Source organism: Bacillus xiamenensis (assembly GCF_000300535.1).
In the GTDB taxonomy this organism is placed as follows: Bacteria; Bacillota; Bacilli; order Bacillales; family Bacillaceae; genus Bacillus; species Bacillus xiamenensis.
Genome location: NZ_AMSH01000032.1, coordinates 1 through 15270, shown reverse-complemented (window position 1 = coordinate 15270; position 15270 = coordinate 1). Strand labels below are relative to the sequence as shown.

The following is a 15270-nucleotide window of genomic DNA, read 5'->3' as shown; positions in this document are numbered from 1 at the left end:
ATGGGGGAATTCACAGCTTTACTTCAAATCAAACATGGGATCATCCAAGCGCCAATGGCAGGAGGAGCCGTGACGCCGCAGCTTGCCGCAGCTGTTTCACAATATGGAGGTCTTGGCAGCTTAGCAAGTGGTTATGTACAGCCTGAACATATGCGGCAGCAAATCAGGCAGGTCAAACAGCTTACATCTCGCCCATTTCAAGTCAATGTGTTTGTACCTGAGCCAATTTCAGACATAAAAGCAGAAGATGTGTCATTTTGGGAGAAACGGCTGCCTCTATTACCAGAAGCACATAAGATGCCAAGCGAGGAGGAATTATGGGATGATTTTGAACAAAAAATCAACATTCTTCAAGAAGAAAACGTCCCTATTCTTTCATTTACATTTGCCTGTCCGAATGAACAAACCATTCATCACTTAAAACAAAAAGGGATCTTTTTAATTGGAACGGCGACAACAAAAGCAGAAGCGCTTCTTTTAGAGGAAAAGGGAATGGATGCCATTGTCCTTCAGGGAAGTGAAGCAGGAGGGCATCGAGGCACCTTTTTACCTTCAAAGGGCGATGCTTTGCAGGGACTCTTTAATCTGATCTGTGAGGTTAGACCAGTATGTCATGTCCCATTGATCGCCGCTGGTGGTATCACAGATCGAGCCAGTATGAAAGCAGCACTAGCGCTTGGAGCGGATGCAGTGCAAATAGGCACACGTTTTTTAGCCAGTCAAGAAAGCGCTGCGGCAGAGGTGTACAAAAAAGCCATTTTACAGGCCGAGGGCAGTGAAACAGCGATTACAAGGCTTTTTTCTGGCAAAAGGGCAAGAGGCATTGTGAATCAGTGGATGGAGACAGAAAGGCTGAATGAGGAGAGGGTGCTTCCCTATCCAGTACAGCATGTATGGACAACACCAATGCGAAAAGCGGCAGCCGCTGCAGGAAGCGCTGATCAAATGGCTCTTTGGGCCGGACAGGGCACTGGCCGCATTCACTCGATTTTAACTGTTGAAGACATCATGCGTGACCTGACCCAAACATAAATTCATGACGGGGGTGTGATAGGGTGGAAATCTTAAACCATTCATACCGAAAAAAAGGACAAATCGAATGTCTATTTGATGATTTTCCGCACTCTCCAGCCGTCCTTACCCCCATTCGCCATTACTATTTCGTTCGTTACGTGAAATGGAGCAAGCACGATCCTCCGGTCACAAGAAACGATTTAGAGGAAATGGAAATCCTTGTGAACACAATGCTTGGCACGCTTCCAGACTATCGCAAACGTAAAGCATATAAAGGCCCCTTGTCATAACCTATAGACAAGAGGCCTTTTTTAGCTGCCAAACATTTGCCTGAGATAAATGACATCCATCCTGGTGGTCTGCGGCAATAAATAAGCGGACTGAACAGCACCTGGCCGCCTTCTGCTATTTAATTTGTCGATAATTTCGGCTGCTGTTAAAATCCCAAGTCCATGTCCGTAATATTGATCTTCTCCTAAGTAAATGACGTTTTCACCGCGCCACTGGGACTGCTGATAACTAAACTCCGGATTCTCGAAATATAAACAGTCCCCATAAATAAAGTCATTTCCACGCTCTGTATAAATCGACAATGTATCATAGTGCCAGTCATACAGTGTTAAACTCCGAAGCCTTCGATTGAATTTCTCGTCTCCTACTGTTTGCAGCACCCCCATATAAAACACAATGACAATCGCCGTTGCACATTCAAAGGCATACTTTGAGCCGTTTTCAAAAATGTCTTTAATCCCTGTAGATGGTTCGACTTGATAGCGCAGTTCTAATGCGCCTGCCTCTGATACCCGCCAAAATGCGTCATTTGCACGAGACCTTTGAAAGATCGCAAATGAGGCACCGCTTTTATTCAGATCTCTAGCTGCATTCATAATGTTCGATCTTAAAGTCACCTCAAATAACAAATCAGATGCTTGCCTATAGCGGAACGTATCATTTGAGGATTGTAACTGCATCAAGATGATCCGTTTTTGACCCTCTAGCTGAAACGATGCCAGCTGCTCATTTGTCACTGGCTGTCCTGAAAGGATAATCATATGAAAAGCGCCCCCTTTTGTATTAGCGTATGCGGGATGCTTGGGCAAGGAATCAATTTGTGAAAATAAACAAAAAAGCATCCTTTTTATTTGAAAAACATGAAAATAATATAAAGATGTCCGATATAAAATGTAACGCTTAAAAGGAGGAAAATCATGAAAAGTGCAATAAAATGGTTGAAAAAACCATCGATTTCAAAGAGATTGATTATCTCATTCACACTTGTTCTCGTCCTGCCGATCATTATACTCAGTACGATTTCATATCAAATTGCCAAGCAAAAATTAGATGATGAAATCATGTATGGCGCAAAGGCAAGAGTCAATGAGTTGAATGACATGATCGAGCAAAAGCTTTTGAACAAAGAAAATGCAGTAAAACTGTTTACCGAAGCATCCACTGCTGCCGATTTCAAAAAGAATAACCAGCATGAACTTTCAGAGCATTTTGAGATATATAGCAAAATCAATGAAGATGATGTGGTTGGATTTTATGCAGCAAGTAAAAAAGGCGACTTCATTCAGTTTCCTAAAGTAGATATGCCAAAAGGCTATGACCCAACGACACGCGACTGGTATAAAGCTGCGATGAAGGACGAAAACGGTGAGCCTGTTATCACCAATCCATACGTCTCTGCCACAACCGAAGGCATGGTCGTGACAATCGCTCAACGTCTGAAGGACGGGTCAGGTGTAATTGGGATTGATATTGATGTGCAGGATATTGTCGATAAAATCAAAGACATTAAAATTGGACGAGAAGGCTATCCCATTATTGCAAATAAAAACAAACAAATTGTGGCCCATCCAGAAATAAAATCAGGCTCTAAGGTCACAGGTAATATTTCATCTATCCTTTACGGCGGCAAAGAAGGAACAGCAACTTATGAGAATAAAGGAGAACAGAAGCGTCTCGTTTTTGTGACGAATGATTTAACAGGCTGGAAAATCGCTGGAACGATGTTTGTATCGGAAGCAGAAGAAGCAGCACAGCCAGTTTGGAATTCTGCCATTATTCTTTTAATTTCTTCATTTATTCTTGGCGGCATCGCAATCTTCTTCATCGTTCGGTCGATTACCATTGGACTGAGAAAGCTTGTTCATTTCTCAAATAAAGTGAGTGAAGGGGATTTAACAGAAACCCTTGAAACCAAATCGAAGGATGAAATAGGGGATTTGACAAGAAGCTTTAGCAAAATGAGTGAATCCCTTCGTGAAGTCATTCGAGCTGTCCAGCAATCTGTCGACAATGTGGCTTCGGCTTCAGAGGAGCTGACTGCAAGTGCCAGCCAGACGAGTCAAGCAACAGAACATATCACGATGTCGATTGAACAATTCTCAAATGGAAATGAAGCACAAAACGAGAAAGTCGAATCTAGTACGAATCAGCTTGTGCAAATGAATGAAGGATTACAGGGAATGTCACATACTTCATCTGAAGTTGCTGCTGTCTCGGTTCAATCGACAGAGGCTGCTGGACAAGGCGGACGTATCGTTGAAAGCACAGCCAATCAAATGAAACATATTGATACATCTGTGCAAGAAGCAGAACAAGTCATGAAAGAATTAGAATACAAGTCTAAAGATATTACGAGTATTTTAAATGTCATTAACGGAATCGCAGATCAAACGAATTTACTTGCACTAAATGCAGCCATTGAAGCAGCAAGAGCAGGTGAATCAGGACGAGGCTTCTCTGTCGTAGCGGAGGAAGTCAGAAAACTAGCCGTCCAATCCGCAGATTCAGCGAAAGAAATTGAAAAGCTGATCCAAGAAATTGTGTTAGAAATTGCTAAATCTCAAGATATGTTCAAAGCTGTCAATCGAGAAGTAAATGCAGGACTCGGCATGACAGAAGAAGCAAAAGAAAGCTTCCAGAACATTTATGAGGCGGCAGAAGGTATGTCGAAAAAGCTGACTCAATTAAATGATACAGCGATTGATTTATCAAGCGGTTCAAAGCTTGTCTCACAAGCCATGCAGGAGATGCGTCAAGTCTCAAGAGAAAGTGCAGCAAACATTCAAGACATTGCGGCATCTGCTGAACAGCAGCTGGCATCAATGGAAGAAATTACGTCATCTTCTGTGACACTTGCCAATATGGCAGAGGAACTAATATAATAAAAAGGTGAATACATTTCTGCATCTGCTGAACAGCAGCTGGCATCAATGGAAGAAATTACGTCATCTTCTGTGACACTTGCCAATATGGCAGAGGAACTAAAAGAGCTGACAAGTCAATTTAAAATTAATTAAAAAAAGATGAAAAAATATCCAGAATTGTCTGGGTATTTTTTTTATTTTTAATTGTCATTTCCAGTCTCTAAAAATAAACCTTTTATCCGATAATAACTTTAGAGAATTAAAGGGGGAAAGAGAAAATGGGGAAAATGATCCAATGGTTTCAAAAACCATCCATTTCTAAAAAGTTAATTATTGCGTTTTTGGTCGTCCTCATACTGCCAACTGCTGCACTGACAATTAGTGCGTTTTTCACATCAAAGACAGAGCTGGACAATCAGATTATGGGAAGTGCCATGAGCCAGGTCAATGCATTTGATACCTTAATCAATGAGAATATTGGAAACAAAGCAGAGGCTGTGACACTGTTTGCAGATACTCTCAAGGCTTCTGATCTTCAAGAAAAAAATAGAAAAGCTACCATTAAAGAATTGCAGCAATATGGAAAAATTAATAACAAAGACGTATCTGCTTTCTATGCAGGTTCTGAAAAGGGCTTGTTCATGCAATACCCAGTCCAAAAAATGCCTGATGGCTATGACCCAAGAAAGCGTCCATGGTATCAAGAGGCAATGAGTGCTGAAAATGGTAAACAAATCATCACTAAGCCTTACGTAGCAGCATCCACAGGCAAAATGGTCATCACCATTGCCCAAAAAATGAAAGATGGCTCAGGTGTCATTGGTCTTGATATGGAAATTGACAGCCTGCTTCAAAAATTAAAAGAAATCAAAATTGGACAAAAAGGCTATGCCTTCATGATGGAGAAGGATAAAACGGTCCTAGCAGATCCAACCCAAAAGCCAGGAAGTCAAGTCAATGAAAATCTGGCGAACATCATATTTAAAAACAAAGAAGGAAGCGGCAGTTACACACTCAAAGGAACAGATAAAAAGGTTGCGTATGTGACCAATGAATTAACCGGATGGAAAATCGGCGGAACAATGCTCGTATCAGAAGTAGAAGATGCAGCAAAGCCTGTTTTTAATACAGCCATTATCGTGTTCAGTGTGACACTGATTGTAGCAGGAATCCTCATCTTCTTTATCGTCCGCTCTATTTCAAAAAGATTATCCAATCTTGCCAGCTTCTCCAAAAAGGTCAGCAATGGTGATTTGCGTGATAAACTTCAGATTCAATCAGATGATGAAATTGGACAAGTTGGTAAAGGCTTTAATGCGATGATTGACTCATTAAGATCCCTCATTGGTGCTGTTCAAACTTCTGTCGAAAATGTCGCTTCGTCATCAGAAGAACTGACCGCCAGCGCAGGACAAACAAGTAAAGCAACTGAGCATATTACATTAGCCATTGAACAATTCTCCAGTGGGAATGAAAGCCAGAATGATAAAGTGGAATCAAGCTCAGACGAATTAGAGGAAATGAACCGAGGCCTTCAGCATATGAATGAAGCGGCTGAATCCATTACCGCTTCATCAATCAAATCAACAGAGATTGCAGGGGAAGGCGGCCAGCTGGTTGAAAAAACAGCTTCCCAAATGAACGTGATTGATCAATCAGTGAAAAAAGCAGAGCATGTCATCAGTGCACTCGAAAGTAAATCAAAAGACATTACCCAAATTCTCGGTGTCATCAATGGCATTGCCGATCAAACGAATTTACTGGCGCTAAATGCAGCGATTGAAGCAGCGAGAGCTGGAGAATCCGGTCGAGGCTTCTCCGTTGTAGCAGAAGAAGTAAGAAAACTTGCTGTTCAATCGTCCAATTCAGCGAAAGAAATTGAGCATTTAATTAATGAAATCGTTCAAGATATTGATGTATCACAGGAAGTATTCACAGCAGTGAATCAAGAAGTTCAATCAGGCTTAAGCTTCACTGAACAAACGAAAGTGAGCTTCCACAACATTTTCGACATGACCAAAGAAATTTCAGATAAGCTCCAAACAATGAACGAAACGGTTGTCAAGCTGTCAAAAGGCTCTGCTCATGTTTCAGAAGCTGTCCGTGAGATTGCAGACGTATCACGTGAAAGCTCCGCAAATATTCAAGACATTGCTGCTTCAGCTGAAGAACAACTGGCATCAATGGAAGAAATCAGCTCATCTTCTGCCACACTCTCATCTATGGCAGAAGAATTACGAGATTTGATCAGCAAATTTAAAGTGGAATAGACAAAATGAGAAAGAACCTCCAGCCCAGCCAGGAGGTTCTTTTGAATGAGTAAATCAAAAGAAATGGGTAAAATTACTCAAATAACTTATCGCTTGAACATTAGACCTTGAAAAATAATTCATATTACCTAAGAATAGAAGGGAAAGACCACAAATCATAAATCAAAAGGAGTAGAATGATGAAAAAAATCAACTTTTTTAAGCACTTTACGATGTCAAAGAAATTAGTGACTGCATTCTTAGCGATTCTTCTAGTGCCAATTCTTGTATTGGCCGCATTTTCTTATGAAGTGGCTTCCAAGTCTCTCAATAATGAGATTATGTCTAGTGCTGCAAACGGGGTTAATCAATTAAACGAACTGATTAATAAAGATATACAGCCGAAGATTGATATGGTTTCATACTTATCCAAATCGATAAATAAGAAGGAAGTGACATCTAAGAACAAAGATTTACTCAAGGTGAAATTAGAGCAATTATCAGAAATAGATGACGATGTAGTGGAAGTATTTGTTGCAGATCAAAATGGTAAACTAACTGAATATTCCGAGATTCACAAAGGGAGTGGAAAGAGCGCAAAAAACGAAACATGGTTTCAACAATCCATGAAAGATGAAAATCTCATCATTTCAGATCCTTTTACGGAAAAATCATCTGATGACCTGTTCATCACAATATCAAAACAATTAGCGGACGGCTCTGGTGTGATTGGGATCAATATGCGAGTGAACACTGTCGTGAAAGATACAAACAGCATCAAAATTGGCCAAGAAGGTTATGCGTTTGTGGCTACGTCAGACAAACGTTATATTGCTCATAGAACGGCCAAGGCTGGGACGAAATTGACAGGTGATGCCAGCAAAAAGATGTATCTTAATAAAAAGGGCAGTTTTGAATATGAATACGAGGGACAGCCGAAGCAAATGTTTTATGACACAAATGAAGTGACAGGCTGGAAGATCGCCGGGACGATGTATGTCAACGAAGTGAAGGAAGCAGCACAGCCAGTGCTTGATTTAACAATGATGATCCTTGCAGCTTCAATTATATTAGGTGGAATCGCCATTTATTTTATTATTAAATCCATTCGAAAACCACTGATAGAGCTCTCTGAATCGGCTGAGAAAATTAGTCAGGGAGATCTTACCCAGCATATTGAGGTGCGTACTCACGATGAAATCGGCAAGCTTGCACAGAGCTTCAACGATATGTCAGCAAAACTGAAACAAGTCATTCAAGCCGTCCAGAATTCGATTGAGAATGTAGCTGCCTCATCTGAAGAATTAACGGCAAGCGCGGGACAGACAGCCCAAGCGACCGAGCATATTACATCATCTATTGAACAGTTCTCAAACAGCACTGAACATCAAAATGATATGATCGAAAAAAGCTCTGTCCAGCTGAACGAAATGGATCGTAGCTTATCGCATATGGTCGACACGACCTCTCATATGATGGAATCGTCTATCGAATCTAGTAACACCGCTCAGGCTGGAGGAGAACTCGTTCAAAAAACAGCAGGCCAAATGAAAACCATTGAGCAGGCAGTGAAAGAAGCAGAGCTGGTCATTGCAGGACTAGAGCAGAAATCAAAGGACATCACAAACATTCTTGGCGTCATCAACGGCATCGCAGACCAGACGAATCTTCTCGCCTTAAATGCCGCGATCGAAGCAGCACGTGCAGGTGAGGCGGGAAGAGGCTTCTCTGTTGTCGCAGAAGAGGTTCGCAAGCTGGCAGAGCAATCAGGCAGCTCTTCAAAAGAAATTGAAAGCTTGACGAACGAAATAGTAGAGGAAATTGAAAAATCACAGAATATGTTTAAACAAGTAGCAGGTGAAGTGCAATCTGGATTAAACATTACAGATGAAACGAAAGTAAGTTTTGAGAAAATCACCCATAAAACATCAGAAATGACAGAACAAATGAAACAAATGAACGGATCAGCCAAAGAACTTGCACATGGCTCGAACGATATTTCACAAGCCGTCAATCAAATCAAAGAGCTTTCAAGAGAAAGCGCCGCAGGTTTCCAAGATATTGCGGCATCAGCAGAGGAACAGCTGGCAAGCATGGAAGAAATCAGCTCATCTTCCGCCACTTTGTCTCAGATGGCAGAAGAACTGAGAGAACTCATTAAACAATTTAAAATATAGGAACTATAGTGAAACACCTGACGCCAAAACGTCAGGTGTTTTTTTCCGTTCATTGCATATAATTTGGGTATTTTGAACTTATGTAGACTTTAATAAGTTAAAAAAGTAAAGAACATAGTAGTACTTCCGATATATATACTATCTCACTAAAAGGAGTTATCTTTTTTATGAAATTCATACAGTATTTCAAGAAGCCATCGATTTCAAAAAAACTTATTTTTTCTTTCTTATTTATTCTTTTATGTCCAATGATTGTATTGGCATTCTCTTCATATCATACGGCGAGCACCTCCTTAAATGATCAAATCATGGAAAGCGCAAAGGAAAATGTCGAGCAGCTAGATAAAAATATTACGAAGGTAGTAGAAGTGAAAACAGATGCAGCTGATTTCTTTAGCAAATGGATCACGGAGAAAAAGCTCAAGCAAAAAGGGACGACTGATATTCAAGGACGCTTTGAACAATTCATGAGTATGAATCATGACACAGAAGGCATCTTTGTTGCTTCAAGTGATGGCAAAGTGTTCTCAAGATATCCTAATAAACAAATGCCTGCTGATTATGTGGCAACGGAACGGGATTGGTATAAAGACGGCTGGGCGAAAAATGGTGAGCTGTCAGTATCAGCACCTTATCCAACAGCGTCAACTGGTACACTTGTAGTTACGATTTCTAAAAAATTAGAGGACGGGTCTGGTGTCATTGCGATGAACCTAGACATTGCGAATCTAGTAAAAGAGTCAAATAGTATTAACATTGGTAAAAAAGGATATGCCTTTATCGGAAGTCCTGATCATACGTTTGTTGCTCACCCAACGAAAAAGGCTGGTACCAAAATGTCGGGCGAATGGATAGACAAGCTCTATTCACAAGATAAAGGGTCGATAAGCTATGAGTTTGAAGGCAAACAAAAGCAAATGGTGTTCATCACAAACAAGCTGACGGGCTGGAAGATTGCAGGTACGATGTTTGTGAGTGAAGTAGAAGATGCTGCGCAGCCAGTCTTTAACATGGCAGCCATTATATTAGCCGGCGCTCTCATCATTGGCGGTATTCTGATCTTCTTGATCATCCGTTCCATTACAAAACCACTCTCTATGCTTGTTTCATCTTCTAAGAAGATTAGTGAGGGAGATTTAACAGAAAGAATTGCTGTCCGGTCAAAAGATGAAATTGGACAACTCGGTACAAGCTTTAATGAAATGAGCGGGTCACTAAGAGATGTGATCCAAGCTGTTCAGACATCTGTTGAGAACGTGGCTTCATCGTCTGAAGAACTGACGGCAAGTGCAGGTCAAACGACAAAAGCAACCGAACATATTACATCATCTATTGAAGCATTCTCGAACGGTAACGAAAATCAAAGCGAAATGGTTGAACAAAGTGCAACCCACTTGAAACAAATGAACGAGGGACTAAATGAAGTCGCACAAACCTCTGATGTCATTACAGCATCATCTGTTCAATCAAAGACAGTAGCCGAAACAGGCGGACAGCTTGTTGAACAGACAGTTGGCCAAATGAAAACAATTGATCATTCAGTGAAAGAAGCTGAAAGTGTGATCAACGGATTAGAGCATAAATCAAAAGATATCACCAACATTTTAGGTGTCATTAACGGCATTGCAGATCAAACGAATTTACTCGCACTGAATGCAGCGATCGAAGCAGCACGTGCAGGCGAATCCGGGCGAGGCTTCTCCGTTGTAGCGGAAGAAGTACGTAAACTTGCGGTTCAATCATCGGATTCAGCAAAAGAGATTGAAAAACTTGTTAAAGAAATTGTATCTGAAATTGAAACGTCTCAAAATATGTTCAAATCTGTGAACGAAGAAGTGAAGAATGGTCTTTCTATTACTGACCAAACGAAAGAAAGCTTCTCGCAAATTAACCAGCAAACAGAGGAAATTGCAACACGTATGAATGAAATGAATCAAACGGTACGCGAGCTTTCAAAAGGCTCTGAGCAAATTTCTAAAGCAGTGAATGACATTGCAGATGTGTCGAGAGAGAGCTCAGCTAGTATTCAAGATATCGCAGCATCTGCTGAACAGCAGCTGGCATCAATGGAAGAGATTAGTTCTTCTTCGACGACACTTTCCCAAATGGCGGAAGAATTGCGTGAGCTCATTAAAAAATTCAAGATCAATGAATAATGAAAAGTGGTTCTCCTCAAGGGGAACCGCTTTTCTTTTTAAGAGATGATCTCGTACAATAGAGGGAGTCGGAACAAAAGGAGAGATGTTATGCGTTTATCAGATAAGAAGGTCATTGCGTTTGTGAGTGATGATTTTGAAGATTTAGAGCTTTGGTATCCAGTTCTGCGTTTAAGAGAGGAGGGCGCAACCGTCCATCTCGTAGGAGAAAAAGCAAATCATGAGTACATTGGGAAGTATGGTGTGCCGGCTGTATCCGATAGAGACTTTTATTCCATTCAAGCAGACAATTATGATGCTGTCCTCGTCCCAGGAGGCTGGGCGCCTGATAAACTGCGCCGATATCCAGAAGTATTAGACATCGTCCGTACGTTCGATGCAAACGGCAAACCAATCGGACAAATTTGTCATGCCGGCTGGGTGCTCATTTCAGCAGGCATCCTGCAAGACAAAAAAGTAACGAGCACACCTGGTATTAAAGATGATATGGAGAATGCTGGGGCGGTCTGGTTCGATGAAGCAGTCGTCACAGATGGTCATATCGTTTCAAGCAGACGCCCACCTGATCTTCCGCCATATGTGAAAGCATTTGCAGATGTATTAGCGGCAAAATAAATGGAATCACACAGAAAAAAACAAAGGGCTAAAATAAAGATCACTTTAGCCCTTTGTTCATCAAATGCCTCATGACCTTTATCTGTCGGCAGGATATATAATGCCGATTTGTCTTCTCGCCTCGTCCATGACGGACATGGTTTGAACAGATAAGGCGAATGTATTGACCGGGGACTGCCACGTTTCTTGCAGGATACATTGAATAAAGTGAGCAAGTTCATAATACATGGCAGGCTGATCATCTTTGAGGGAAATGTCGGTTTCTTGCCCCTTTCGATCATGGATCGTGATACGAGAAGGGCGATGGAATTGATCAATCACCATCGTGGCATCCTCTCCTTGGATTTCAGCAGATAAATGAGATGTTGAGATTTTTGAATGAAAAAGAAGTGTTTGCTGCCCTTCATACTGTAAAAGTAACGAGCCGCTCCCATCCACACCAGAAGAAAGGGTATACCCTCTGGCAGTGATCTGATTTGGCAGTCCGAATAAATAGATGATTGGAAAAACGAGATACACCCCAATATCCATTAAAGAGCCATTGGATAATTCCGGCTTAAAGGCGTTTGGAATCTCACCGTTTCGGTAGGCATCATATCTTGAGGAATACTTACAGTAATGGGCGACCACTTGCCGAATAGTGCCTAGTTGATCAAGATGCTGTTTAATTTGAAGAAAATTTGGCAGAAATGTGGTTTTCATCGCTTCCATTAAGCAAACCTGATGTTTTTTTGCTGTGGCAATCATCTCTTCAGCCTCTTTTCGATGAGAGGCCAATGGTTTTTCACATAATACATGTTTTTGATGCTCCATCATCAATATGGCTTGCTCTTTGTGAAGGGCATTTGGGCTTGCGATATACACTGCATCAAATGCATCGCTTGCCGCCATTTGATGTAAGTTAGTAAAGACGGTATCAATTCCATATTTTTCGGCAAATGCCTGTCCTTTTTCAGCAGATCGCGAATAGACGGCCGTACAGGTAAAATCCGCTATTCCTTCACCAGCCTGTAAGAATCGATCTGTAACCCAATTCGTTCCAATGACAGCAAATCGAATCATGTGATTCCCTCCTTCTGCTTTTCTCTGATTATACATGCTTTGAAAGCGTTTGTATGAAAGAATATTCTTTTTAATGAAAAGCGGATGAAACCTTTATCTAGGCTGATGCGTCTTACATAAAGGATATAAATGTACGAAAAGTGGGTAGTTTCTTCCTTCATTCGGGTAATACTCAGAAAGAAGGGAGGGGAGGAACCGAACATGAAGCGCATCCTGCATATAGGAAGTACATACGTCTTTGCGCTTTTATTCATAGCAGCCGGTGTTTTTCATGTGATAGAGCCGAGCGGCTTTGCCCGCATGATGATTGGATGGCCATTTCCATATGGAATCGTCTATGCGACCGCATGCCTGGAATGGCTGATGGGAGTTTTGCTGCTTTTGCCAAACGTAAGGGTTGTGGCAGCAAAAGTGATCGCTGTCTATCTTGTGCTCATTTTCCCAGCAAATCTATTTGCTGCAAGAGAGGGGATTCCATTTCCAGGTCAAGAGAGCACAGAACAAGCGTTGCTATGGATGAGATTGATTGGACAGCCAATTTTAATTGTATGGGCTATGTCCATTGCGAAACTGGCAAAAAGCTGAAACAATCATCACCCTATGAAGATCAAGTAGTGTACAATTTACTAATAAAATAGCCCGTGTTTGGAGGAACGATATGAATTCTATGCAAATGTGGAGCAGTCGGTTTAAAAAATTTTTTCTTGATAACAAGTTTGTTCTCTTTTTACTCATCCTGTTATTAATAGGGTTGAATATTCTTGTTTTCACGAAAACATCTTTTATTTTCACGCCGCTCATTGTACTCGTCAAAACCATTGCCTTACCGATTATTTTAACAGGGGTTGTGTATTATTTATTAAATCCGATTGTCAACTTGTTAGAAAGATTTAGAGTGAAACGGATCTATTCGATTCTGCTTTTATATATTGTCATTATTGGGATTATTACAGTGACCATCGTGTCTATTATTCCTTTTTTACAAGCACAAACGATGAGTCTGTTTCATAATCTGCCCAAATACGTTGACACGGTAGAAGAACAGATTAGACAATTAACAGGAAGCAACTTTATTAATCAAGTACAGAAGACGATGAACTTTAATGTATCTGAACTAGTCAGTAAAGCATCAAGTCAAGCAACGAAGATTTTGGAAAGCACTTTTACTGGGGTCGGAAATTTCTTAGGTGCGCTCACTGAAATTATCATCTCGATCATCACAGTGCCGTTCATTCTGTTCTATCTATTAAAAGATGGCAAAAAACTGCCAGACTATTTCTTGAAATTTATTCCGAATAAGTTAAGAGACCATACACATATCGTCCTCCACGAAATGAACCATCGCCTGAGTTCATATATACGCGGACAGATCATTGTCAGCTTCTGTATCGGTATTCTTCTCTTAATCGGTTATATGATTATTGGACTAGACTATGCCTTGCTGCTAGCCATCATTGCGGCATGTACAAGTGTGGTGCCTTACCTTGGTCCAACGATTGCCATTACACCAGCGATTGTGATTGCACTTGTTACGTCACCAGTGATGCTGCTGAAACTTATCATTGTCTGGACAGTTGTTCAGTTGATTGAAGGGAAATTTATTTCTCCGCAAGTCATGGGGAAAAACCTTCATATTCATCCGATCACCATCATTTTTGTTCTTTTAACAGCGGGTAAACTGTTCAGCGTAGTCGGCGTCATTGTCGCCATTCCGACGTATGCCGTTCTGAAAGTCATCACGACCCACCTATTTGATTGGTTCAAAAAGCAATCCAATCTGTATAAAGAAGAAAACGTTTGATGGCATAATCTTTTTAGAAAAAAATATAGTATCATAAAGACGAGCTTTCGAAAAAGGAAGCTTGTCTTTATGTGGACATAGATGTTTGGCCTGTTCAAAAGATCAGAATTGAAAGGAAAGAAAATCATGAATCTATGGGATTTATTCGTGGCACTGGTTTTAGGAATTGTCGAAGGACTAACAGAGTATGCACCTGTCTCGTCTACAGGACACATGATCATTGTCGATGATCTTTGGTTAAAATCAAAGGAAATCATTACGCCAGAGGCGGCAAACACATTTAAAGTCGTGATTCAGTTAGGCTCTATTCTAGCTGTAATGATCGTGTTCAAAGATCGTATTTTGAACTTGTTAGGCTTAAAGAAGAATATCACAGAAGAACAAAAGCGCAGCGGACATAAGCTGACCATTGCTCAAATTGCTGTTGGACTCGTCCCAGCCGTCATTTTAGGATTCATATTTGAAGATTATATTGATAAATATTTGTTTGACGTCAGAACGGTCGCTGTCGGTTTGATTTTAGGAGCTGTGCTGATGCTTGTCGCTGACTGGATCAATAAACGTAAAGCAGAAACAAGCTCTGTGGATAACATGACGTACAGACAGGCACTTTATATCGGGCTGTTTCAATGTTTGGCGCTATGGCCAGGCTTCTCGCGTTCAGGCTCTACAATTGCAGGTGGTGTAATTCTTGGTCTGAATCACCGTGCTGCGGCTGACTTTACATTTATCATGGCCATGCCAATTATGGCGGGAGCAAGTCTCTTAACTCTTGTGAAAAATGCCCAATATTTAACACCAGACATGCTTCCATTCTTTATTGTCGGCTTTGTGAGTGCGTTTATTGTCGCCCTCTTTGTTGTTCGCTTCTTCCTAAAATTGATCAATAAAATCAAACTCGTGCCTTTTGCAATATACCGAATCATCCTAGGTCTGATTTTATTTATCCTGTTTATGTAATGATAAAAACTACTCTTTCAAAAGAGTAGTTTCAGCGTGTAGACAAACCCTCGCATTCGGTGTCAGTCCTGCGTGCCGGTG

The 15270-nt window shown here is 40.9% G+C and carries 12 protein-coding genes and 4 pseudogenes; 14 read left to right on the top strand and 2 right to left on the bottom strand.

Going from position 1 to position 15270, the window contains the following annotated elements; genetic code table 11:
• Positions 1-1032 carry a nitronate monooxygenase gene (locus BA1_RS11245; protein ID WP_008358951.1) on the top strand — a complete coding sequence of 344 codons (1032 nt, stop codon included), beginning with the start codon at positions 1-3 and terminating at the stop codon, positions 1030-1032.
• Positions 1033-1055: 23 nt separating this feature from the next.
• Positions 1056-1304, top strand: a complete 249-nt coding sequence (locus BA1_RS11240; RefSeq protein ID WP_008358949.1) for a hypothetical protein — start codon at positions 1056-1058, stop codon at positions 1302-1304.
• 21 nt (positions 1305-1325) lie between these two features.
• Here BA1_RS11240 and BA1_RS11235 read toward each other — a convergent pair whose 3' ends face one another.
• Positions 1326-2066, bottom strand: coding sequence for a protein-glutamine gamma-glutamyltransferase (locus BA1_RS11235; RefSeq protein ID WP_008358947.1), 741 nt, complete (start codon positions 2064-2066; stop codon positions 1326-1328).
• 156 nt (positions 2067-2222) lie between these two features.
• Here BA1_RS11235 and BA1_RS19825 point away from each other — a divergent pair.
• From BA1_RS19825 to BA1_RS11210, 9 genes and pseudogenes are all read left to right on the top strand, one after another.
• A pseudogene (locus tag BA1_RS19825) lies at positions 2223-3272 on the top strand (HAMP domain-containing protein); the annotation flags it as partial.
• On the top strand, positions 3264-4187 hold the full coding sequence (locus tag BA1_RS19820) for a methyl-accepting chemotaxis protein (RefSeq protein ID WP_420196205.1): 924 nt from the start codon (positions 3264-3266) through the stop codon (positions 4185-4187). The pseudogene BA1_RS19825 and the gene BA1_RS19820, both read left to right, overlap by 9 nt.
• A gap of 15 nt (positions 4188-4202) precedes the next feature.
• Positions 4203-4322, top strand: a pseudogene (locus BA1_RS19815) (hypothetical protein); the annotation flags it as partial.
• A 125-nt stretch (positions 4323-4447) separates the two neighbouring features.
• Positions 4448-5494: pseudogene (locus BA1_RS19810) on the top strand (HAMP domain-containing protein); the annotation flags it as partial.
• Positions 5489-6439 carry a methyl-accepting chemotaxis protein gene (locus BA1_RS19805; RefSeq protein WP_406566801.1) on the top strand — a complete coding sequence of 317 codons (951 nt, stop codon included), beginning with the start codon at positions 5489-5491 and terminating at the stop codon, positions 6437-6439. The pseudogene BA1_RS19810 and the gene BA1_RS19805, both read left to right, overlap by 6 nt.
• 176 nt (positions 6440-6615) lie before the next feature.
• Positions 6616-7656: pseudogene (locus tag BA1_RS19800) on the top strand (HAMP domain-containing protein); the annotation flags it as partial.
• Positions 7648-8595, top strand: coding sequence for a methyl-accepting chemotaxis protein (locus BA1_RS19795; RefSeq protein ID WP_406566802.1), 948 nt, complete (start codon positions 7648-7650; stop codon positions 8593-8595). The pseudogene BA1_RS19800 and the gene BA1_RS19795, both read left to right, overlap by 9 nt.
• 167 nt (positions 8596-8762) lie before the next feature.
• Entirely contained in the window at positions 8763-10751 is a 1989-nt protein-coding gene (gene tlpB, locus BA1_RS19860; RefSeq protein ID WP_008358938.1) for a methyl-accepting chemotaxis protein, read from the top strand.
• A 90-nt stretch (positions 10752-10841) separates the two neighbouring features.
• A complete protein-coding gene (locus BA1_RS11210) occupies positions 10842-11366 on the top strand; it encodes a type 1 glutamine amidotransferase domain-containing protein (RefSeq protein ID WP_008358937.1) in 525 nt (174 codons plus the stop codon).
• A 78-nt stretch (positions 11367-11444) separates the two neighbouring features.
• Here the strand turns inward: BA1_RS11210 and BA1_RS11205 are convergent, their stop codons facing one another.
• The gene (locus BA1_RS11205) at positions 11445-12428 is read right to left on the bottom strand and encodes a Gfo/Idh/MocA family protein (RefSeq protein WP_008358934.1); all 984 of its coding nucleotides are present in this window, start codon (positions 12426-12428) and stop codon (positions 11445-11447) included.
• A gap of 201 nt (positions 12429-12629) precedes the next feature.
• On the opposite strand from BA1_RS11205, the gene BA1_RS11195 reads away from it, so the two are divergent.
• The 3 genes from BA1_RS11195 to BA1_RS11185 all read left to right on the top strand — a co-directional run bounded on the left by BA1_RS11195 (position 12630) and on the right by BA1_RS11185 (position 15189).
• Positions 12630-13013, top strand: coding sequence for a membrane protein (locus BA1_RS11195; protein ID WP_008358930.1), 384 nt, complete (start codon positions 12630-12632; stop codon positions 13011-13013).
• 73 nt (positions 13014-13086) lie between these two features.
• Entirely contained in the window at positions 13087-14229 is a 1143-nt protein-coding gene (locus BA1_RS11190; protein ID WP_008358928.1) for an AI-2E family transporter, read from the top strand.
• Positions 14230-14355: 126 nt separating this feature from the next.
• Entirely contained in the window at positions 14356-15189 is an 834-nt protein-coding gene (locus BA1_RS11185) for an undecaprenyl-diphosphate phosphatase (protein WP_008358926.1), read from the top strand.
• Positions 15190-15270 lie beyond the last annotated feature (81 nt).